At 54.3% G+C, this 21341-nt stretch carries 16 protein-coding genes and 1 pseudogene; 6 read left to right on the top strand and 11 right to left on the bottom strand.

Annotated elements, in window-relative coordinates; genetic code table 11:
* Window positions 1-467: 467 nt before the first annotated feature.
* Complete coding sequence (locus AC2A1E_RS15945; protein ID WP_484384553.1) at window positions 468-1994, top strand: MFS transporter; 1527 nt, start codon at window positions 468-470, stop codon at window positions 1992-1994.
* A gap of 135 nt (window positions 1995-2129) precedes the next feature.
* On the top strand, window positions 2130-2750 hold the full coding sequence (locus tag AC2A1E_RS15940) for a DUF2913 family protein (RefSeq protein ID WP_484384552.1): 621 nt from the start codon (window positions 2130-2132) through the stop codon (window positions 2748-2750).
* Window positions 2751-2768: 18 nt separating this feature from the next.
* Here the strand turns inward: AC2A1E_RS15940 and AC2A1E_RS15935 are convergent, their stop codons facing one another.
* A complete protein-coding gene (locus AC2A1E_RS15935; protein WP_484384551.1) occupies window positions 2769-4256 on the bottom strand; it encodes an EmmdR/YeeO family multidrug/toxin efflux MATE transporter in 1488 nt (495 codons plus the stop codon).
* A gap of 182 nt (window positions 4257-4438) precedes the next feature.
* Here AC2A1E_RS15935 and AC2A1E_RS15930 point away from each other — a divergent pair, with 182 nt between their 5' ends.
* Window positions 4439-5092, top strand: a complete 654-nt coding sequence (locus AC2A1E_RS15930; protein WP_484384550.1) for a Qnr family pentapeptide repeat protein — start codon at window positions 4439-4441, stop codon at window positions 5090-5092.
* 114 nt (window positions 5093-5206) lie between these two features.
* On the top strand, window positions 5207-5842 hold the full coding sequence (yfcF, locus tag AC2A1E_RS15925; RefSeq protein WP_484384549.1) for a glutathione transferase: 636 nt from the start codon (window positions 5207-5209) through the stop codon (window positions 5840-5842).
* Between the two features lie 115 nt (window positions 5843-5957).
* Here yfcF and AC2A1E_RS15920 read toward each other — a convergent pair whose 3' ends face one another.
* The 4 genes from AC2A1E_RS15920 to AC2A1E_RS15905 all read right to left on the bottom strand — a co-directional run bounded on the left by AC2A1E_RS15920 (window position 5958) and on the right by AC2A1E_RS15905 (window position 10852).
* A complete protein-coding gene (locus tag AC2A1E_RS15920; RefSeq protein ID WP_484384548.1) occupies window positions 5958-6485 on the bottom strand; it encodes a GNAT family N-acetyltransferase in 528 nt (175 codons plus the stop codon).
* A gap of 331 nt (window positions 6486-6816) precedes the next feature.
* The gene (locus tag AC2A1E_RS15915; RefSeq protein WP_484384547.1) at window positions 6817-8061 is read right to left on the bottom strand and encodes an aromatic amino acid transport family protein; all 1245 of its coding nucleotides are present in this window, start codon (window positions 8059-8061) and stop codon (window positions 6817-6819) included.
* A 58-nt stretch (window positions 8062-8119) separates the two neighbouring features.
* Entirely contained in the window at window positions 8120-9574 is a 1455-nt protein-coding gene (locus AC2A1E_RS15910; RefSeq protein ID WP_484384546.1) for an NAD-dependent succinate-semialdehyde dehydrogenase, read from the bottom strand.
* 12 nt (window positions 9575-9586) lie between these two features.
* Window positions 9587-10852 carry a 4-aminobutyrate--2-oxoglutarate transaminase gene (locus AC2A1E_RS15905; RefSeq protein ID WP_484384545.1) on the bottom strand — a complete coding sequence of 422 codons (1266 nt, stop codon included), beginning with the start codon at window positions 10850-10852 and terminating at the stop codon, window positions 9587-9589.
* Between the two features lie 121 nt (window positions 10853-10973).
* Between AC2A1E_RS15905 and pdxR the strand changes: the two genes are divergently transcribed.
* Window positions 10974-12449: a MocR-like pyridoxine biosynthesis transcription factor PdxR gene (pdxR, locus tag AC2A1E_RS15900; RefSeq protein WP_484384544.1), complete on the top strand. Its 1476-nt coding sequence runs from the start codon at window positions 10974-10976 to the stop codon at window positions 12447-12449.
* Window positions 12450-12502: 53 nt separating this feature from the next.
* Here the strand turns inward: pdxR and darG are convergent, their stop codons facing one another.
* The 5 genes and pseudogenes from darG to AC2A1E_RS15875 form a co-directional block, all read right to left on the bottom strand.
* Window positions 12503-13570 carry a type II toxin-antitoxin system antitoxin DNA ADP-ribosyl glycohydrolase DarG gene (gene darG / locus AC2A1E_RS15895; RefSeq protein ID WP_484384543.1) on the bottom strand — a complete coding sequence of 356 codons (1068 nt, stop codon included), beginning with the start codon at window positions 13568-13570 and terminating at the stop codon, window positions 12503-12505.
* A pseudogene (gene darT / locus AC2A1E_RS15890) lies at window positions 13567-14222 on the bottom strand (type II toxin-antitoxin system toxin DNA ADP-ribosyl transferase DarT). Before darT ends, darG begins: the two are co-directional and overlap by 4 nt.
* Window positions 14223-14266: 44 nt before the next feature.
* Window positions 14267-14488, bottom strand: coding sequence for a plasmid stabilization protein (locus AC2A1E_RS15885; RefSeq protein WP_484384542.1), 222 nt, complete (start codon window positions 14486-14488; stop codon window positions 14267-14269).
* Window positions 14489-14548: 60 nt separating this feature from the next.
* Window positions 14549-15892 (bottom strand): APC family permease, encoded by a 1344-nt coding sequence (locus AC2A1E_RS15880; RefSeq protein WP_484384541.1) that lies wholly within the window; start codon window positions 15890-15892, stop codon window positions 14549-14551.
* 181 nt (window positions 15893-16073) lie between these two features.
* Entirely contained in the window at window positions 16074-17783 is a 1710-nt protein-coding gene (locus tag AC2A1E_RS15875; protein ID WP_484384540.1) for an amidohydrolase, read from the bottom strand.
* 243 nt (window positions 17784-18026) lie between these two features.
* Between AC2A1E_RS15875 and AC2A1E_RS15870 the strand changes: the two genes are divergently transcribed.
* The gene (locus AC2A1E_RS15870) at window positions 18027-20048 is read left to right on the top strand and encodes an oxidoreductase (RefSeq protein WP_484384539.1); all 2022 of its coding nucleotides are present in this window, start codon (window positions 18027-18029) and stop codon (window positions 20046-20048) included.
* Between the two features lie 36 nt (window positions 20049-20084).
* Here the strand turns inward: AC2A1E_RS15870 and rlmG are convergent, their stop codons facing one another.
* On the bottom strand, window positions 20085-21224 hold the full coding sequence (gene rlmG / locus AC2A1E_RS15865) for a 23S rRNA (guanine(1835)-N(2))-methyltransferase RlmG (protein ID WP_484384538.1): 1140 nt from the start codon (window positions 21222-21224) through the stop codon (window positions 20085-20087).
* Window positions 21225-21341: the final 117 nt, after the last annotated feature.

Genomic DNA, 21341 nt, shown 5'->3' with positions numbered 1-21341 from the left:
GATGGCTTAGATCAGAAAGGTGATACAATTGAGCCAATCCGCTTGCATAAATCAGAGTAGGCTTCGTCCAGCTTGTCGAAAAATTTAGAGATAGTCAGTATGATTTTCATGGTCGTTTCCTCAGTTGTACTTAGTGTCTTTTAGTGTGACCTGCGTCACACAAATGAATCTACTCTTTTCAAAACGGCATTTCAATATTTTTGTGATATAAATCACAAAAAATACGATTTTACAGGTTAGGCTAACTGACCTCTCCCTTCGTTCAACAGAGCAAAAAAATCACAATAACTTGATTTTTATTGTTTTTTATTTAAAAAAAAACTGAAAGCCTCTCAAAATACCCCCCTGAACCTTTTCTGTGCAAAACGCTGTTGTGTGATCCCCATCTCGTTTCCCACCCCACAACAGTAATATAAAGAAACAACGTGTCAGATAAATTGAAACAGTGTTTTATATATGGCGGATACATGGAAAAGCAGATAACAGTCAGGCATACGGTCGCATACGGTAGTGCGAACTTACTCGGAAGTGGCGCGCTGGCGATCAGCGGTGCCTGGTTGATGTACTTCTATACGACCTTTTGTGGCCTTTCTGTCGTAGAAGCCGCAGCCATCTTCTCTCTGGCCAGTATTCTTGATGCCGTCAGCAACCCGATCATGGGTTACATCACAGATAACTTTTACAACACACGGCTTGGCCGGCTATTTGGCCGCCGTCGATTCTTCATCCTCCTCGGGATCCCTCTGGTACTGTTCTACCCGATGTTGTGGATGAGCGGTTTCGGGTTTTGGTATTACCTGCTCACCTACGCCCTGTTTGAATTGATCTACACCTCAATCATGGTGCCGTACGAAACCCTAGCGACAGAAATGACCACGGATTTTGCCAAACGCTCCAAGCTGACTGGCTCAAAAGCGATCTTTGGTAAAATCGCTAACTTTATGGCGGCCTTTATTCCTGGCCAGTTCATTGCTATCTACGGTAAAGACTCTCCAACCCCGTTCCTTTATACCGGCATCGCCTACGGCGCAATCATGTGTCTCGCCATGATTTCCCTGTATGTCTCCTCGTGGGAACGCCCGGCCAGCGAAGTGGTAAAAGAAACCACCAGCAGCCTGGGGCAAGCATTGAAGAAACTCTGTATTGATATGATCTCCACTTTCCGCTTACGTATTTTCCGCAAGCATTTGGGGATGTATCTGTTCGGCTTCGGCGCAGAATGGCTGTTTGCGTCTTCATTTACCTATTTCATCATCTTCGGCTTACGCCAAAGTGCCGTGCTGGTTTCGCAACTCAACAGTTTCAGTTCGGTGATGCAGCTGATTTCAACCGCATTCTTTATTGGCATCTGCGTAAAAATGGGCTTTGCCCGGCCGTTCCGCATCGCCTTGCAGGTAGTGATTGTCAGCGTTATTGCTTACGCAGCGCTCTACTTTACCGGTTGGTCAGATACTGCCACCGTGATCGTCTTGTTTGCTATCACCGCTGTTTTTGGCCTGAGCACCGGCGGGATCTACTACATCCCTTGGACCGTTTATACCTTCCTGGCGGATGTGGATGAGGTGCTGACCGGGCGTCGTCGTGAAGGGCTGTATGCTGGTGCCATGACATTCGCCGGGAAAATGGTGCGCTCTATCATCGTCTTCGCCATGGGTTGGACGCTCAGCAAATTTGGCTTTGTCTCAGGGCAATCAGTGCAGCCGGAAATAGCAGTACAGGCGATTGTCGGCGTGTTTGCCATTGGTGTAATAGCGCTGGCCATAGTGGCGATTTTCTACACCACGCAAATGAAGCTGGATAGAAAGAGCCATATGATCCTGCTAGAAGAGATTGCGCGGATTAAAGCAGGAGGAGCCATGGTGGATATCTCCCCGGCTCACCGTGCCATTATCGAAGAACTGACGGGTTGGAAATACGAGCAATGCTGGGGCAATAATCCGTTAGGGCAAAAAGCGCCGCTGGAAAAACTGACCGAGTTAACGGCGCAGAAATAGTCACTTTTCGGGAAGCGAGGTTTGGCTTCCCGAAATCTTTTCCCCCATTGAAACCCAGATGAGCAACCAAGAGGTTGGGGAATTCACCAGAAAGTTTATGTTCAACATGATAGTTCTTCTTTTACGGCATTGGTTATGACTGATATCGATAATAAAAACCGGGAATTAGCCCACTTTGCTTTTTGTGCTCAGGTTGCCATGAAGCTGGCTGAACAAGATGGGAAGGTGACTTCTTTATTGGATGGACATCTTTTCTTACTACGCTGGCTCATCACGGCACAAAAACAGAAACGTTTTCCTAAACAAGTCGCGCCAGAAATAGCCTGGCTGATCGCACGCGGGCGTCAATTAGGCATGCAAAGCAGGCTCTATGAGCGGGTGCAGTATTTATATTTCTCCTGGGTAGATCCTATCGAGCAGCAGCCAGATTTGCATCGGCTGACCTATATTATCGAGGCATTGAAAAATGCAGGCTGGCGCTACTATGTGCTGACGCCTGAAGAATGGATAACGGAAAAGGTCCCTGCCCGTGTGAATGGCATTAATGCGTTGATGATCGAGATGAACCATCTTAATAGCGTCTTTTGCAAAGAGGGTTCACAGCTGGAGCCGGTGGAAATCAGAGTGTTGGGTGATTTACAGGTGTTTGGCATATTACTGCTGGAACAAAAATTCCACGTTTTTCAGGTGCTCGGCGAAACCGCTTATGCGCGCCTGTTTGTCAGCATCGACGAGAAGATCCCAGAGGTAGCCTAGATATCTTTGATGCAGGTGTTATTCACCTGCATCAGATGGGATTGATGACTCAGCCGGTTTTTTATTCTCGGCTATTGCAGGCGGAGTTTTTTTGATGCGCGGGTACTTCCACAGCCAGCGCCCGCTGACCATGCGCCAATAGAAGAACGCTCCGCGCACCGCCCAGTCACTGAACATCCCCAACCAGACCCCGACCACGCCCATACCGAGCAGCACGCCCAAGGTATAGCCGGCAACCACACGGCAGCCCCACATGCCCAACATTGAGACCCACATGGTGAAGCGAGCATCGCGAGCACCTTTCAGCCCGGCAGGTAATACCCAGGAGGCCGCCCAGATCGGCATAAACGCCGCGTTCAGCCAGATCAAGATTTTCACCACCTCTTTCACATCTTCTTCCTGGGTGTAAAAAGAGGCAAACAGCCCGGCGAACGGCGCGGTTCCCCAGGCCAGGATCGTCAAGCCGACGGTTGCCAGCCAGAACACGTAGCGCAGTTGTTTCTCGGCCTGAGCGATCTGCCCCTTGCCCAAGCGTTTACCGACAATAATGGTTGAGGCCGACCCCAGAGCGCTTCCCGGCAGGTTAATCAGCCCAGCAATGGAAAAGGCAATAAAGTTACCGGCGATCACGTTGGTGCCCATACCGGCAACAAACATCTGCGTCAGTAATTTTCCGCAGTTGAACAGCACCGACTCAATGCTGGCAGGGATCCCAATCCCCAGTACATCGCGCAGGATATTGCTGTTCAGCGGGGTGAAATAGCTCTTCAATGAAATACGCAGTGCCGGGTTCAGGCCGATCATCAACACATAAATAATCCCGATCGCGCCAATATAGCGGGAAATGGTCAACCCCAGGCCAGCGCCGACGAAACCCAGCCCATCCCAGCTAAACAGACCATAGATCAGCGTACTGCCGATCAGAATATTGAGGATATTCATGCCGACATTGATCAGCAGCGGGATCTTGGTATTCCCTGCCCCACGCAGCGCTCCGCTGCCAATCAGCGCAATCGCCGCCGCCGGGTAGCTCCACACCGTGGTTTGCAGGTAGGAAAGGGCCAGCGCTTTAACCTCAGGCGTGGCAGCCCCGGCAATCACATTGATAATCTGTTCACCAGCCAGGTGGATCACCACCGCCAGCAATATCGCCAATGCGGTCATCAACACCAGCGATTGACGCGCCGCCGCTCTTGCCCGTTTGCGATCCCGAGTGCCGAGGCTAAAGGCCACCACCACCGTGGTTCCCAGATCGACCGCGGCAAAAAAGGCCATAATCACCATGTTGAAGCTGTCTGCCAGGCCAACCCCGGCCATCGCCTCCTTACCGAGCCAACTCACCAGGAAAGTGCTCAGCACCCCCATCAGCAATACACAGGTATTTTCTAAAAAGATAGGCAGCGCCAACGGGGTAATCTCGCGCCAGAAGAGCACCCGATAGCTTTTTCGTTTGGCATACCAACGCATGTTGGTCACGCTCTGGCGCAGTGCCGCAGGTAAGTTCAAAATTGGCCTGAAGAGTGGAAGTGAAACGACGTTTCAATAATGATTTATAAGCGCTTATACTGCAAGGTATATCCGCAGCATTTCAAATTAAGATTGGTAATTACTGAGCAAAGAAAGCCGTTTCCTTTCATCACCTACCTCAGGTACTATCCTAAAAGCTGTATAAAAAAACAGGTGATACAATGCAACCCATAGTCCTGCAATCCACACGGATCGAACGCGAGCGGTTTCGCGGTGAAACCATTACCAACGGCAAGTTCCTCAATTGTGATTTTTCGGGTGCCGACCTGACCGATACCCAGTTTCTCGGCTGCCTGTTCTATGATGAAGCCACCCAGCTCGGCTGTTCCTTCAATCGTGCGGTGCTGAAAGATGCCAGCTTCAAAAGCTGCGATCTCTCCTTGGCGGATTTCAGGAATAGCAGCGCATTAGGTTTGGAGATCCGCGAGTGCAAAGTGCAAGGGGCCGATTTTCGCGGTGCCAACTTTATGAATATGATTTCTCAGCGCAGCTATTTTTGCAGCGCCTTCATCATCAAAAACAACCTGAGCTATGCCAACTTCTCCAAGGTGGTGCTGGAAAAATGTGAGCTGTGGGAAAACCGCTGGAACGGTACCAACGTGCTCGGTGCCAGCTTTATCGGCTCAGACCTTTCCGGCGGCGAGTTCAACCATTTCGACTGGCGGGCCGCCACGTTCAATCACTGTAATCTTACCGGCTCCGAGTTGGGTGAACTGGATCTCCGCCAAGTCGATCTGGAGGGGGCGCAACTGGATAGCCAGCAGATTGTCGGTTTGATCGATCGGCTGGGCATTGTGCTCGTCAGTGATTCGTAATCGATCCATTAATCAGCCTAATGCCGTATTACTTTTTATCATCGGCACAGTGTCTTGATTTGGTTTTCTTTTTCACCAATGATTTCCGTTCCTCTTTAATCATCAGGATCACCTATGAATCCATCGGCTGCCGTACTTTACACAGATGCACATTTTTTCAGTCCTTACGCCATGTCGGTATTTATCACCCTAACCGAAAAGGGTATGCCGTTTACTATCAGACCCGTAGATTTATCGCAGGGGGAAAACCAGGGCCAAGCCTACGGCGCGCTGTCGCTGACCCACCGCGTACCCACGCTGGTGATAGATAATTTTCATCTTTCCGAATCCTCCGCCATTGATGAATATCTGGAAGAGATCCACCCTGCCCATCCGGTCTACCCACGCGATGTCAAACAGCGCGCCAAGGCGCGTGAGATTCAGGCCTGGCTGCGCAGCGATCTGCTGCCGCTGCGCGCAGAACGCCCGACAGAGGTCATTTTCAGCCAAGGTAAATTCGCCCCGCTGAGCACCGCCGCCCAGCAGGCAGCGCAGAAGCTGATCGCCGCTGCGGAAAAGCTGTTGAGTCACGGCCAGGATCATCTCTTTGGCGAGTGGTGCATCGCCGATACCGATTTGGCCCTGATGCTCAACCGGTTGGTGATACATGGTGACGACGTGCCTGAGAGCCTGCGTCGTTATGCACAACGGCAGTGGCAACGCCCTTCGGTGCAGGCCTGGCTGGCGCTGCCGGAAAAAGTGCGGGGTTAATGCCGAATGTTTATCAGTTAAGGCTAGAGCAGAGTATCGGTACATCTCTAAACTGGCCCAGAGTATTTGCCGCTCACTGGGTCAGATTGGTGCACTCCTAGTTTAAACTAGTGGTCTATTTAGACAATGCATAATAGTTCTCTCTATCAGGAAATTCATATTTTTCAAACCCAAGCGCCACCAGAGAATGTATTCTTTCTTTAGCTATAGGAATGGCTTTGGTCACTATTTTTTCAACGCTGAACTCATCAAAGAAATTTTCAGAACATAAAGATAATATTTCCGTTAGATATATTTCTCTTTCATATTCTGATAATATATCCAACCTCAAAACCCCTGTCTTCACTTTATCATCGCCAAACATTTCTATTGTACCGACGGCAAGACTGGTTTCTTTATTCACAATTGAATACCTGATAAACTCCTCACGCTCATAACAACCCAGCCAGCCTATTATTGCGCCTTTCATTTCGTCTATCGTATTGAAATTGAAATTCCCCATGCACATATCTGAATTGAATAGCGGCCTGGAGTTTACATCTGAATAACATTTCAATAAACCTTCCGCGTCATTCTCTGAAATCAGGCGTATTATAAAATGTGATGTTTCATACGTTGGGCATTCTTTGTATGGGTGACTCATTTTTTAACTCCTTTTTCGTGTTAAATTTATAACAATTAATTTAACACTTGGGTCTTTCATAATTAAAAAGCCAATGGTGCAACTCAAAAATGGCAATAATATACGTTGAAAACGACTCGATAGCTCAACATGGTCAAATCGAACGATTCGCATCCATTTTAAACCACCTATTCAGCGTTCAGCAGTGATCCCTCTCTTAAAATGTGGACAAGAGTCAATCCGCAGGGAGTACTGCCCTTAACATTGGCCGCAGTGCTTAACTGACCAGCACTGCGGCCACGGCACTGCCGTTCTCATCGCTGAGAAACACAACATCATTTTTGGGAAAGCGTCACCACCCGGCAGGCAAGTAACCAAATAACGAGGCAATGGCATACACCGCGCCGCCCATGTACAGCAGCACAATGCTCACTTGCAGAATGGGATGGGTGATCCAGTTGCACTGCCAGAGCGGCACCTGATCGCCAGATTTACGTGCTCCCCGCAGGATCAGCATCGGCATGATCGACAGGATCACGCCGCTGAATACCCCGGCGAAATACAGCGCATTGACGAAGGAAACCAGGCCACTGTACGCCAAGGCAAACGGCGGTAACACCACCAGCAACAGCACGCTGAAGCGGCGGAAAGGTTGTTCATCATCCCCCAAGCGGAACTTATCAAAGATATTGGTCAGAAAGCTGCCACCCAATCCCCAGTAAGAGGTCAGCATCGCGCACAGCGCAAAGATGTTGGCCGAGAAGAAGGCCCATTGCCCCAGCGCCTGGCCCCAGGAAATGGTGGCAACATCGGAAATATTATTCAGCCCGCTGAGAGCAATCACCGACATCGGCACCACCGCCAGCAACACGAAGGTGATCACCATACCGACGATAATCGCTTTCGGCAGTTGCGCTGGCTTATCTGAGAAACCACGCGCCATCTCAGGCACGATGTACTGCGCGGAAAAGCAGAACACCACCACGCTGAACACCGGCACCATAAAGCGCCAGTCACCGTCCAGCAGATTGCGCATCTGAGTGGTCTCTTTCAGCAGCGTCGCGATCACCAAGGTGGCAATCATCACCACCATGCCGATGCTGATAAATTTCTCACCACGGCCGATAGCTTTCAGGCCCAGATACAGCACCAGCGCGGCTGGGATAAAGAACAGCAGGCTGCCGAGGGCGGGGGAAATACCGAGCAGGGATTGCAGCAGTTTGCCGCTGCCGGTCATATAGGCGGTGAGTGCGCCAACGCTGTTGACACAGACCGAAGCAAACATCAGCCAGGAGCCAAAGCCACCAACATAGCGCCGGGCTAAACCGCTCAGTTGCAGATGCGCTTGAGTGCGCAGAGTCGATTCAGCCACGTAAAGCATGGTAATGGTGGTCAGGCAACCGACCAGCACCAGCCAGAACAACAGGGGTAAATAGCCCGCCTTGCTGGAGGCGTAGGCGATGGAAAGTACGCCAGCACCGATGTTGGTACCGACGATCATGGCGACTCCTTCGAGGAAACTCAGTGATTTGGCGGGTGCAAGTGCCCGCTCCCCGGCGGCAGTCGCCGAGGCAATAGCGATGTTTTCGGAAGGCATAGTTCATCCTTTGAATCCCGGTGGCACTGGCCACCGGGAAATGTTGAAGTCCAGGGGGTTAACAGCTCACATCGATACACAGGTATTTCAGCTCCAGATATTCTTCAATGCCGTAACGTGATCCTTCACGTCCGAGTCCTGACTGTTTCACACCGCCAAACGGCGCCACTTCATTGGAAATCAACCCGGTGTTGATGCCCACCATGCCATATTCCAAAGCCTCCGGTACCCGCCACTGGCGTGCCGCATTCTGGGTGAACAGATAGGCTGCCAAGCCGAATTCGGTATCGTTGGCCATGGCGATGGCTTCTGCTTCATCATGAAAGCGGAACAGTGGCGCCACCGGGCCGAAGGTTTCTTCTTTGGCAAACAGCATTTGCTGCGTCACACCGGTCACCACCGTCGGCTGGAAGAAGGTGCGGCCCAGCGCGTGTGGCTGCCCGCCGGTGGCAATTTGTGCCCCTTTGATCAGCGCATCATCAATGTGGCTCTGCACTTTTTCCACCGCGCCCTGGTCGATCAGCGGCCCCTGAGTGGTGCCTTCCTGCGTGCCATCGCCCACTTTCAGCTGTTCCACTGCGGCCACCAGCTTATCCACCAGACGATCGTAGATACCGTCCTGCACGTAGATCCGGTTGGCGCATACGCAGGTCTGGCCGCTGTTGCGGAATTTTGACGCCATAATGCCCGCCACTGCGGCATCCAGATTGGCATCATCGAAGACGATCACCGGCGCGTTACCGCCCAGTTCTAATGAAAGCTTTTTAATCGTCGGTGCGCATTGCGCCATCAGAATGCGGCCCACTTCGGTGGAACCGGTAAAGCTCAGCTTGCGTACCACCGGGCTGTCGCACAGCACTTTGCCAACCTGTGCTGGCTCGCCGGTCACCACCTGCAACACGCCCGCCGGAATACCGGCATCCTGCGCCAGCTTAGCCAGCGCCAGTGCGGTTAGCGGCGTCTGCTCAGCCGGCTTAACGATCATGGTGCAACCCGCCGCCAGCGCCGGGGCGGCCTTGCGGGTGATCATCGCCGCCGGGAAGTTCCACGGGGTGATCGCCGCGCAGACGCCGATTGGCTGCTTCACCACCACCAAGCGTTGCGACGCCAGTGGAGCCTGCAATACCGCGCCGTCGACGCGCTTGGCCTCTTCGGCAAACCAGGTGATAAACGAGGCGGCGTAAGCCACCTCACCGCGTGCTTCGGCCAATGACTTGCCTTGTTCGGCGGTCATCAACTGCGCCAGATCTTCTTGGGCCGCCATCACTTTATCGGCCCAGGCCAGCAGCAGCGCCGAACGCTGTTTGGCCGTCAGCTGTTTCCAGCCGATTTGTGCCTGCTGCGCGGCCGCAATCGCCTGCTGAGTTTCTTCCGCACTGACCAGTGGAACCGTGGTCAGTTCGGCACCGGTGGCCGGGTTGATCACCGCTTCACGCTTGCCGCTGCGCGCATCGCACCATTCACCGTTGATCAAGCACTGGCTGCGCAGCAGTTCGGGGTTTTGTAATTTCATCGTTCTTGCTCCTTATTGGGCCAGCACGCGGGAAAGGATCGCCAGCGCCTGGCTAAACTGGGCGTCAGGAATGGTCAGCGGATACAGGAAACGGATCACGTTGCCATACACGCCACAACTGAGCAGCAGCAGCCCTTCTTCCTGGGCCTTTTGCTGCACCTGACGGGTAAACTCTGGAGAGGGCTTGCCGGTGGCCGGATCGTTGAACTCCACTGCCACCATCGAACCCTTAGCACGAATATCGGCAATGGCCGGGCAATGTTTACGTGCTTGCTGCAACACTTCCACCAGGTGTTGGCCCAAACGCTGCGAGCGCTGGCACAGCTGTTCTTCTTCGATCACCTCCAGCACCGCCAACGCCGCCGCAACCGCCAACGGGTTACCGGCATAAGTGCCGCCCAGCCCGCCCGGTGCCGGCGCATCCATCACCTCGGCACGGCCCGCTACCGCCGACAACGGCATGCCCCCTGCCAGGCTTTTCGCCATCGTGATCAGATCGGGCTTCACAGCGTAATGATCCATGGCGAACAGCTTGCCGGTACGGGCAAAACCGGTCTGCACTTCATCGGCAATCAGCAGAATGCCGTGCTGATCGCACAGCGTGCGCAGCGCCTGCATAAATTCCGGCGGCGCGATATTGAAACCGCCCTCGCCCTGTACCGGCTCCAGCACAATTGCCGCCACCTGTTTAGGGTCGATGTCAGCTTTAAAAATGCGCTCCAGGCTGTCCATCGCGTCTTCGGTGCTGACGCCATGCAGCGCATTCGGATACTGGCCGTGGAACACCGAACCTGGGAACGGGCCAAAGCCCAGTTTGTACGGGGCCACTTTGCCGGTCAGGGCCATGGTCATGTAAGTACGGCCATGGAAGCCACCACCGAAGGTGATCAGGCCTGGGCGGCCGGTATAGGCGCGGGCAATTTTCACCGCGTTTTCTACCGCTTCCGCCCCGGTGGTAAAGAAGGCGGTTTTGCAGGCCCCATCGATCGGCGCAATCTGGTTGATACGCTCCGCCAGCGCGATATAGCTTTCATACGGGACAATCTGGTAAGCGGTATGGGTGAAGGCTTTGAGCTGTTTTTCAATCGCGGCAATCACTTTCGGGTGGCGGTGGCCGGTATTGAGCACGGCAATGCCCGCAGCGAAATCGATAACCTCATTACCTTCTACATCCCACAAAGTGGCATTCTCCGCGCGCTCTGCGTAATAACCACACATCACACCAATCCCACGTGGGGTAGCGGCCAAGCGACGTTGATTCAGTTCTGCGTTTTTCATCTTGTTCTCTCCGGACAGTGCCTGTTGTCAATTTTGTTCACAACTACGAAACAATGATGTTTATTTACACAGGATGTGGCCCTATAATCCAGTGCCAGTTACGTTTACTTGAGGGATCCAATTGCGCTCATTGAGTGGTGATCTGTTATTGCAGCGCCTCGGCGACCAGCCTGATGATAAGCTGCATAAGCGGCTATATAATGCGATCCGCACCAGCATTCTGGATGGCAGTCTGCCCCCTTCCAGCCGCTTGCCTGCGTCGCGCGATCTGGCTCAGGAGCTCAGTTTGTCACGCAACACGGTGTTAACCGTTTACGAACAACTGCTGGCCGAAGGATATGTGCTTTCACGTCAGGGAAGTGGAACCTTCGTCGCAGAAACGGTGCCCGACAGCTATCTTTCCACCGCCAGCCAGCCGATTAGCGAAAATGGCGAGCCACGGCGCGTTGAGCTGTCAAAACGTGGAGCCACATTGTTGCAGCACGCCAGCGCCAGCCCGAAACAATGGGGGGCTTTTATTCCCGGCGTGCCCGATGTTAATGCCTTCCCGCACCAGATTTTCAGTAAGATCCAGGTACGCATCAGCCGCCGCCCTACGCCACAGCGCCTGACCTACAGCAATCAAGGCGGCAGCCCGGAACTGCAACATGCGCTGGTGGACTATCTGCGTGTGGCACGTTCGGTGCGCTGCTCGCCGGAACAGATCCTGATTACCGAAGGTATTCATCAGGCGATCGATCTGGTTACCCGCATGTTGTGCAATCCAGGGGATGATGCCTGGATCGAGGAGCCGGGCTACTGGGGGATCCGCAATATTCTGCGCATGAACGACGTCAATATTTGCCCGTGCGAAGTGGATGAAGCAGGTATGGTGCCACTGGAGCAAACCAGCGGTGCGCCACGGCTGATGTTCGTCACCCCTTCACATCAATATCCACTGGGTTCGGTGATGAGCTTGGCGCGGCGACAACGGCTACTGGCGTTAGCACGCCATGCCGGTAGCTGGATTGTGGAAGATGATTATGACAGCGAGTTCCGCTTCTCCGGGCAGCCGATCCCGGCGCTGCAAGGATTAGAGGCCGATGCGCCGGTGATTTATATCGGCACTTTCAGCAAGACGCTGTATCCGGCCCTGCGGTTGGGCTATATGGTGCTGCCAAAACCGCTAGTGAAGGAGTTCAAAATCGCTCATGCCGAGCTGTATCGCGGTGGTCACCTGTTGATCCAGGCGGCGCTGGCACAGTTTATTCAGGAAGGTCATTACACGGCCCACATCCGCCGTATGCGTTTGTTGTATGCCAAACGCCGCGCGTTTCTTACCGCGCTGATTGAACAACATCTGGGTAAACAGGCCTTGAGTGAGTTCAACAGCAATGCCGGGTTGCACCTGATCCTCAATCTACCCAACGATGCTGACGATGTTGCCATTGCCGCCGCGGCCAGCACGCGCGGGGTATTAGTGCGGGCGCTGTCGCGTTATTACATGCAACCTAGCGCCCGGCGCGGCCTGCTGATGGGGTTTGCCTGTGTGCCGGAAGAGCAGATGGCAGCGGCGTTCAGCGTGCTGCTGGAATGTATTTGTGCGCAGGGAGATTAAAAAGGGTCATAGCGCCACACAGAAACGTTACAAAAGGCGCTCTCCTTAAATCCTCAACAATGGAACGCCATAACGCGGTTAATAGCGAATTGCAGATTATTATCATCAAACAACTTAATCTTGCGGCTGGCCCAGCGTTCACCCGCAGGCCACTGGAGCAACCCCTCTTTAACAGAATCCAATGTGGGCTGGCACTCTCCTCGGGTTAGCAGCCAGTCAACGGTTGCCAACAATTCCAAACCGAACGGGGATTCAAAGCCGTCAATCAACTGGCTAACCTGCTCCAGGGCCGGTAACCACTCTTTGGCTTCGCTGTTCAGCCAGAGGTTGATATGCTCTTTCTCCCGATCGTTAAACCAGATCACGTCCAGTGGTTGGCTGTCCGGGATGCGTTTATCCGCTTCCAGATAGGTACCGTCTAGCGCATTAAGCAGATGGTTCAGGTTTGGCGCATAGGGGCCGTAATAATGAGCCTCAAACCGCAGTTTTAGCACATCTTCCTGCTGGTGCTGTTCAATGGCGCGTTGTAAGAACCATGCTAGCTTCTGGATTTCCAACAGGCTGCACTCCATCCCCAGCACCCAGTAGCGGCGCACCAGTTCAGCGATCATGGCTCTGGCTGGGGTGAGCTTTTTTACGCCGGTGCTTTTGGCGACGTTCTGGTATTTTTCGGTGGGTTCGTAAATCAGGATTTCAACGTCCTGAAGATCGCCCAGCACAAATTCAATACGCGCCCGGACATCCGGCCAGTTCAGGCCGCCGTTGCCCGCGCCCAGCGGCGGAATAGCAATGGACTGCACTTGTTCTTCGATCAAAAAACGGCGTAAGTCCTGCAAACCGTCTTCAATCCACTCCATACGAGAGTCGGCACGCCAGTGCTGTTTGGTGGGAAAGTTGACAATCCAGCGTGGCCCCATCAGTTCGCCGGTTTCGGTAATAAACATTTTGCCGGTCATCACCTGCTTTTGTTTGCAGGCGAGGGCATAGGCTCTCATATTGTCGGGAAAGCGCTCTTTGAACATCAGCGCGATGCCTTTACCCATGACACCCACGGTATTAACCGTATTCACCAGCGCTTCCACGGGCGCATCCAGTAAGTTGCCTTGTGTAAATGTGATCATGAGAAGTACCACCCGGCCCGTGCGTGAACGGCATTGTCAGATTGCGTTGTGACAGCCACTGCTCTAATTGTAACCTTACGTCGTCGTTGTAACAAACCATCCCACCCAACAGGGTGACTGGGCAGTGCTTCCAGACCAACGCCTCGGCCTGATAGCGTTCAAACTTGGCCGGATCGTCCGGATCACGACGGAAATCTCTCGCCTGTAATATCGGCCAATCGATCTGGCTCAGGTTGTCCAGATCGGTGTAATAGTTGACCCAATGATAATAAGCGTGGCTGTCGGTAAACACGAAGGGGACGTTTTGTGCCGCCACAGCGCGCAAACTGCTGACTAGAATGACGATTTCTTCATTGAGGCGTTGCTTAATGCCACCGCGTCCGCTGTGGATATTCATCAGCATCGGCGAGAAAGGCGTAAAGTAAAACGGCACATAGTCATGCAGTGTCCCCCCCGCTCCGGCAAGCACCGGATGCCCGGCGCGTTTGCCGATAAGCTCCGGGTTACCGATATTGATCCAGTTTTCCGCCTGCACCGTGCTATTGCCGCAGTGCAGGCCGTTGTCCAATATCCACGGGATATTATCCCGGTGGACAATACGCCAGATCAGAGCTTTTTCCGGGTTGAGGTTAGCACTGTAGTCGTAGGCCACGGTCAGGCTCCAAGGAATATACGTTGAGCTTGTCAAACTCGAGTTTAAAGGTCATCCAGAGTCACGCTCACCGTATCCAGATCCTTCATGCGCTCATCGGCGATAGCATTCAGTTCAGCATCTTCGGCAACCTCGTGCGGGACACAGTAGAACGCGGGCTCGTTGCGGCTGAGAATGGCGACAGCATGACCTTCACCTTCAGCCATCGGGTTACGTTTTAAGTCAGTGATGCTTGCTGCCGTTGTGGTCAATATTTGGTATGTCACTTTTACCTCCAAGTGCAATCAGTGCTATCAATGGCCCATTCAGCGTTGAGTAAAAACGGATTAATCCATCAGATGAGAAATATCATCATGGGCAACCGCTGGCGGATCCTGACGCATCCCTTTGGTTAACCACAGCAGATAAAGAAAACCAGCAAACAGCCAGATAAAACCGACTTTCAGCGCTTCTGGATCCAGGTTAAACCACAACCAGACGCACATGGCAAAACCGATCAGCGGCAGCAGGCCATATTTGAACATAGCCCTCAACCCACGGCGTTTTTCATTCACCAGAAAGTGTTTGATGACGCTGAGGTTCACGAAGGTGAAGGCCCCCAAAGCACCAAAACTGATCATCGAAACCACCATGCTCAAGTCCATCCACAGCGCCAACAGGGAGATGATGGCGACAAACACGATCGCACGCCACGGCGTGTGGAAACGGGCATGGAGATGGAAGAACACTCTGCGCGGCAGCACCCCTTCGCGCCCCATGGCGTAGAAGATACGGGAGACGCCAGTTTGCGCCGTCATTGACGAGGCGTAAACCCCGGTGAGATAGGTGGCCATAAAGAAGTTATACATCCACTTCCCACCCACGTGCTCCGAGATAATCAGGCTGGACGTATCCTGATAAGGGATCAGCGCTTGCCAATCAGGGTAGGCCAGATGGGCGGCATAAGAGACGGCGACAAAAATCGCCCCGGCACTGACCACGGTGATCAGAATGGCGCGCGGCAAAGTGCGTTTAGCATCGGCGGCTTCTTCGGCCATGGTGGCGATGGCATCAAAGCCCAAAAACGCCAGGCACAACACCGCCGCACCGGCAATCAGGCCAGAAAAATGACCAGCATCCACCAGCAGTGGCTTCATCAGCGCGGCAGGGCTGAGATCGGCTCCGCTGAACGCCAGCGCAATAAACAGCACGATAAACACCATCTGCAAGGCGATCAGCGTGAAGTTCACGGAGCTTAGCAGGCGCACCCCGAGAATATTCAACAGGCTGACGCTGACGATGGAAACCAGAATAAACACGTAGGCAGGAATCGACGGAAATGCCTCGTGCAAGAAAATACCTAAAACCAAATAGTTAAGCATCGGCAGGAACAGATAATCGAGGATCTGCGCCCAGCCAACCAGGAAACCGGTTTTACCGCCAAAGCTGCGCTGAACATAAGAGTAGGCCGACCCGGCCAACGGCATGGCGTTGGTCATCCGGCAATAGCTCAACGCGGTAAACAGAATAGTGACGATGGTCACCAGATAAGCGACGGGCAAATGGCCCTGACTCAAAACGGTAACCTGACCATAGGTGGTAAATACGCCCAGCGGCACCATATAGGCGAGGCCAAACGCGACCAAGGCAGGGGTTTTAAGAACTCGTTGCAACCGAATATTTTGCGGCATTACCGTATCATCTCCTGACACAAAACTGCATCGTTAATCAGCACTTATGAGCTATGTAAAAATTAAGGAAACGAATACTGGCACAAGAAGGGGTGCCGGGGAAGTTAACAATCGGTTTTCAGTTTTTTAATCGGGCGGGAATGGCTGGAATTACCGTTCCCGCCCGCGATACGTCTGGTTTTTATCCCTGGTAAACTATCTGGCCACCCACCAGCGTCCGCTCGATGCGGGTTTGGTACAGCTTCTCTGCGGGCTGCTCAAACAGGTTTTGCTGTAGCACGATCGCATCGGCAAACTTGCCCACTTCCAGCGAACCGATGTATTGCTCCTTGGCAATCATATAGGCCGCATCAATGGTCGCTGCGCGCAACGTTTCGATCAGCGTTAAGTCGCGGTCGTTGTCCAAACGCGGCCCGGCAGGGTTACCTTCGCTGTCCCAGGCCCGGCGGGTCATCCCCACTTGCAGGTTATACCACTCGTCTAGCCGATCGATCGGCCAGTCGCTGCCGTACGCCACGCGAGCACCGGCATCCAGAAAACGTGCTGCCGGTTCCAAATGAGGGAAACGTTCTTCACCCAGCATTTCCCGCTCTTCGTCAATCAACACGCCCGGCAAACCGGCCCACTGGAATGACAGCACCGCTGTAGCACCCAATTCGGCAAAACGTGCGTACTGATGAGCCGCCACCAGTTCGTTGTGCGCCAAACCAGGGCGAATGTCCTTACCTGGGCAGGCGGCACGCATCAGCTCAACTGCATCCAGCACCTGCTCGATCGCCCCATCGCCCACCGTATGGGTATGCGGATGCAGGCCAGCACGGCCACATTCCACCACCAGCGCGTTCAACACTGGCGTAGTGAAGTAGAGATCGCCATAGCGTTCACTTTGCGCTTCACCGTGATGTTCACGATACGGCTGCAACAGCGCGGCGGTCATGGTCGGCGGCTGCAAAACGCCGTCAACAAACAGCTTCAGATGATCAACCGCAATACCGGCCTGCGGCGTCCACTCTTTATCACCCCACTGCTTGCCGAAGGCGAGCACTTCTTGCACCGCACGGGCGGCATCTTCCGGCCCCTGCACGCTGTCTGGCGTCACTTCTTTGGCACCGAGGACCCGCAGCGTCAGTTCACCGCGATCGCGCAATGCGGCAAAAGCCGCAAGTTGTTCTGCGAATACGCGGGTATCCATCACCGTGGTAACACCTTGGGAATGCAGCACCTGCTGCACGTGGGCCGCTATATGCACGTTCTGCTCTGCGGTGCCGGAAGGGATGCTGTCGAAGGCGCGCATCGCAGGTGCATCTTCCAAAATCCCCGTCAGTTGGCCGTTGGCATCGCGGGCGATCTTACCATCCGGCGGCACCGGGGTATTTTCATCAATCCCTAGCATCTCCAGCGCGCGGCTGTTGGCGGCCAAGGTGTGACAATCGTTGGAGAACAGCGCCACCGGGCGGCGGGTATTCAGGGTATCCAGCACGGCGCGGCTCATATCCGCCCCGACCGGGATCATCGCCTGACGCTGCCAGGCACGCACCGTCAGCCATTCGTTATCATCGTGCGCCGGGTATTTGTCCAGATGTGCCTGGATATGCTGCAACGTCTGTTCCACCGTCAGCGCCGCATAGTGCAGGCTACAGCCTTTGAGCTGTTTGCCGCCCCAGAACGGATGCATATGGCTGTCGATCAGGCCCGGCATCATCATTTTACCGTGCAAATCGATACGTTCGGTCGCCGGTGTTGCAAGCGCCAGCACTTGCTCGTCATCCCCGACCGCCAGCACGTATCCCTGCCCGATCGCCAGCGCGCTGCAAACCCGGTTTGCCGCATCCGCCGTGAAGATAATGCCGTTGTAATAAATTACGTCGGCCACTTTTGCCACTGGTGTCATATCAAAGCTCTCAAAATCACACAAAACGATCCTAAGTATAGATCTGAGTCAGGCGAAAACTGAAATCCTTGGCCCGATAGCAACAGTGACTCAAAATCGGCAAATAACGACAAAGATTCATGATATTAATCACATTCAGCACATCCTTAGTTCCCAACGCCGCCGACAACGGCTAGATTTAGCTCATCCGACCACTCAATAACCATCTATAACTATAACGATATCTACCCTATGGAGACTGCAATGAGCGCATACCCCCACCTGCTGGCGCCGCTGGATCTCGGCTTCACCACCCTGAAAAACCGGGTGCTGATGGGATCGATGCACACTGGCCTGGAAGAATTGCCGAATGGCCCGGAGCGCCTGGCGGCATTTTATGCCGAGCGGGCAGCCGCGGGTGTCGCACTGATCGTCACTGGCGGCATCGCCCCCAATGAGAAAGGGGTGGTACAGCGCGGTGCGGCAATATTGAATCAGCCGCAGCAGGTCGCGCATCATCGGGTCATCACCGATGCGGTCCATCAGGCAGGCGGCAAAATCGCGCTACAAATTCTGCACGCCGGGCGTTACAGCTATCAACCACAGCCGGTGGCCCCTTCCGCACTACAGGCTCCGATTAGCCCCTTCAGCCCAGCGGCGCTGACGGCCGAAGAAGTTGAACAAACCATTGCTGATTTCGCCGCTTGTGCCGCGCTGGCGCAACAGGCAGGTTATGACGGCGTCGAAGTGATGGGTTCCGAAGGCTACTTGATTAACCAGTTTCTGGTGGCGCGCACCAATCAGCGTAGCGATCAATGGGGTGGCAACTTCAGTAATCGCATGCGTTTCGCGGTAGAGATTGTTCGCGCCGTGCGCCAAGCGGTGGGCCCAGAATTTATTCTGATCTACCGCCTTTCCATGCTCGATCTGGTGGAAGATGGCTCGAGCTGGCAGGAGATCGAACAGCTCGCCGTGGCGATCGAACAGGCGGGTGCCACACTGATCAATACCGGCATCGGCTGGCATGAAGCCCGTATCCCGACTATCGCCACCATGGTGCCGCGCGCCGGGTTCAGTTGGGTGACGCGCAAGCTGATGGGCAAAGTGGCGATCCCGCTGATCACCACCAACCGCATCAACGATCCGGCGGTGGCAGAACAGGTGCTGGCAGAAGGCTGTGCCGATATGGTGTCGATGGCGCGCCCATTCTTGGCCGATGCCGCTTTTGTCCAAAAGGCCGCCGAAGGCCGCGCCGACGAGATCAACACCTGTATCGGCTGCAATCAGGCCTGTCTGGACCAGATTTTTGAAGGCAAACTCACCTCTTGCCTGGTTAACCCGCGCGCCTGCCGCGAAACCGAAATGCCACTGATTGCGGCGGAGAAACCCAAACGGCTGGCCGTAGTCGGCGCTGGCCCTGCCGGGTTGGCATTCGCCACTACCGCCGCCAGCCGTGGGCACCAGGTGACGCTGTTTGACGCCGCCGATGAGATCGGTGGGCAGTTCAATATCGCCAAGCAGATCCCCGGCAAAGAAGAGTTCCACGAAACCCTGCGCTACTTCCGCCGACAGCTAGTGCTGCTGGATGTAACGTTGAAACTGGGGCACAAGGTGCAAGCGCAGGATTTGGCCGATTTCGATGAGGTGATCCTCGCCTGCGGCATTGTGCCGCGCATGCCGGATATTCCCGGCATTGAGCAGGCTAACGTGCTGAGTTATCTCGACGTTTTACGTGATAAAAAACCGGTCGGCCAGCGGGTAGCCATCATCGGCGCGGGCGGGATCGGTTTTGATACCGCCGAATACCTCAGCCAACATGAACTTTCCAGCAGCCTGGATCAGCAGGCGTTTAACCGCGAATGGGGGATCGACTCACAACTCAGCCAGCGCGGGGGGTTGAACCCTCAGGGGCCCGTCGTGCCACCGATGTCACGCCAGATCTTTCTGTTGCAGCGCAAAACCAGCAAAGTGGGCGAAGGGTTGGGCAAAACCACCGGATGGATCCATCGCACCAGCTTGTTGCTGCGCGGTGTGAAGATGCTTAACAGCGTCAGCTATCAGCATATTGATGAGCAAGGATTGCATATCGTGCGGGCCGAGCAGAAAAGCTGCCTGCCGGTAGATACCATTGTGATCTGCGCCGGGCAGGAACCGCGCCGTGAATTACAGCAGCCGCTGTTGGCGATGGGGAAAACCGTGCATCTGATCGGCGGTGCCGATGTGGCCGTTGAGTTGGATGCGCGCCGCGCTATCGATCAGGGAACCCGCTTGGCAATGGCGCTGTAAAAGAGTGGGCGCAGTACAACGCTGCGCCCCTACTGATTAACGCCGTGCGCCAGATTTGACCGCTTTGAGGATCACAAACTTCTGGTTCGACGCCAAGGTGGTGCAGTTGCCAAACAGGCGTTTCAGCTTCTGGTAGTAATCCAGATGGCGGTTGCCGACGATGCGCAGTTCACCGCCCACTTGCAGGCAGCGCTTGGCATCGCAGAACATCTGCCAGGCGGTGTGATCGGTAATCGCATGCTGCTGGTGGAACGGCGGATTGCACAATACCGCCTGCAAACTTTCACGCTCAATGCCCGCCAGCGAGTTATTCACTTCAAACTGGCAGCGATCCATCTCCTGCGGCAGGTTGTGCGCCACGTTCAGTTCGCTGGACGCCACCGCCATGTAAGATTCATCGACAAAGGTCATCTGCGCTTCTGGATTCTGTACCAGCGCTTTCATGCCGATAATGCCGTTGCCACAGCCGAGATCGACGATATGGCCGTTCAGATCCTGCGGTAAATATTCCAGGAACAGACGCGCGCCGATATCCAGGCCGCCGCGTGAAAACACGTTGGCATGGTTGTGGATCAGCCAATCGGTGCCGTCGAGCAGCCAGTTGGTGGTTTCCGGCGCGGCCGCTGGCACGATGTCGGTCACCTGGCAATAAATCAGGCGCGCCTTTTTCCAGGCTAGGCTGGTGCGGGTTGGGCCAAGCACGCGCTCAAATACCTGCATGGTCGAGGTATGCACGTCACGCGCTTTGGCGCCGGCAATAATCAGCGTATCGGCAGATACCACTTTGCGCAGCGCCCGCAGTTGCTGTTCCAGCAAGGCCAGCGCTTTCGGGATACGGATCAGCACCACCGCAGGATTGGCAGGCAGTTCCGCCAGGCTGTCCAGCAGCGTGACCTGTTCAACATCCAGCTCATTCAGCACCAGATTATGGCGCGTCGCCAGTTGATTCATGTAGGAATCGCTGATGCTGTAAGGCTTATGAGCATGCAGGGCGCAGGCCAGCGTGCCGAAATGATCGTTGAAAATCAGCACTGGGCGCTCGCCCACGGCTATATTTTCAAGCTGTTGCAGCAGATATTCATCCGCCGCTTCCCACGCCTGCAGTTGGGTGGATTCTTCTTGTTGGGGATAACGCTCCAGCTCAAGTTGCTGTGTTCCCAGATCGAGTTGGCTCATTGCCCCTCCTGACTGATAAAATTTGAGCCGTTTATCCCCTAAAAACGTTCAGCAGTAAAATGTTTTTTGGGATTAATTGCCGTTTGCGGGATTTGCGCGAAAAAACGTCATACAATA

This window comes from Serratia sp. HNCC26DJ206 (assembly GCF_057180605.1).
This window is presented reverse-complemented; position numbering and strand designations above follow the sequence as displayed.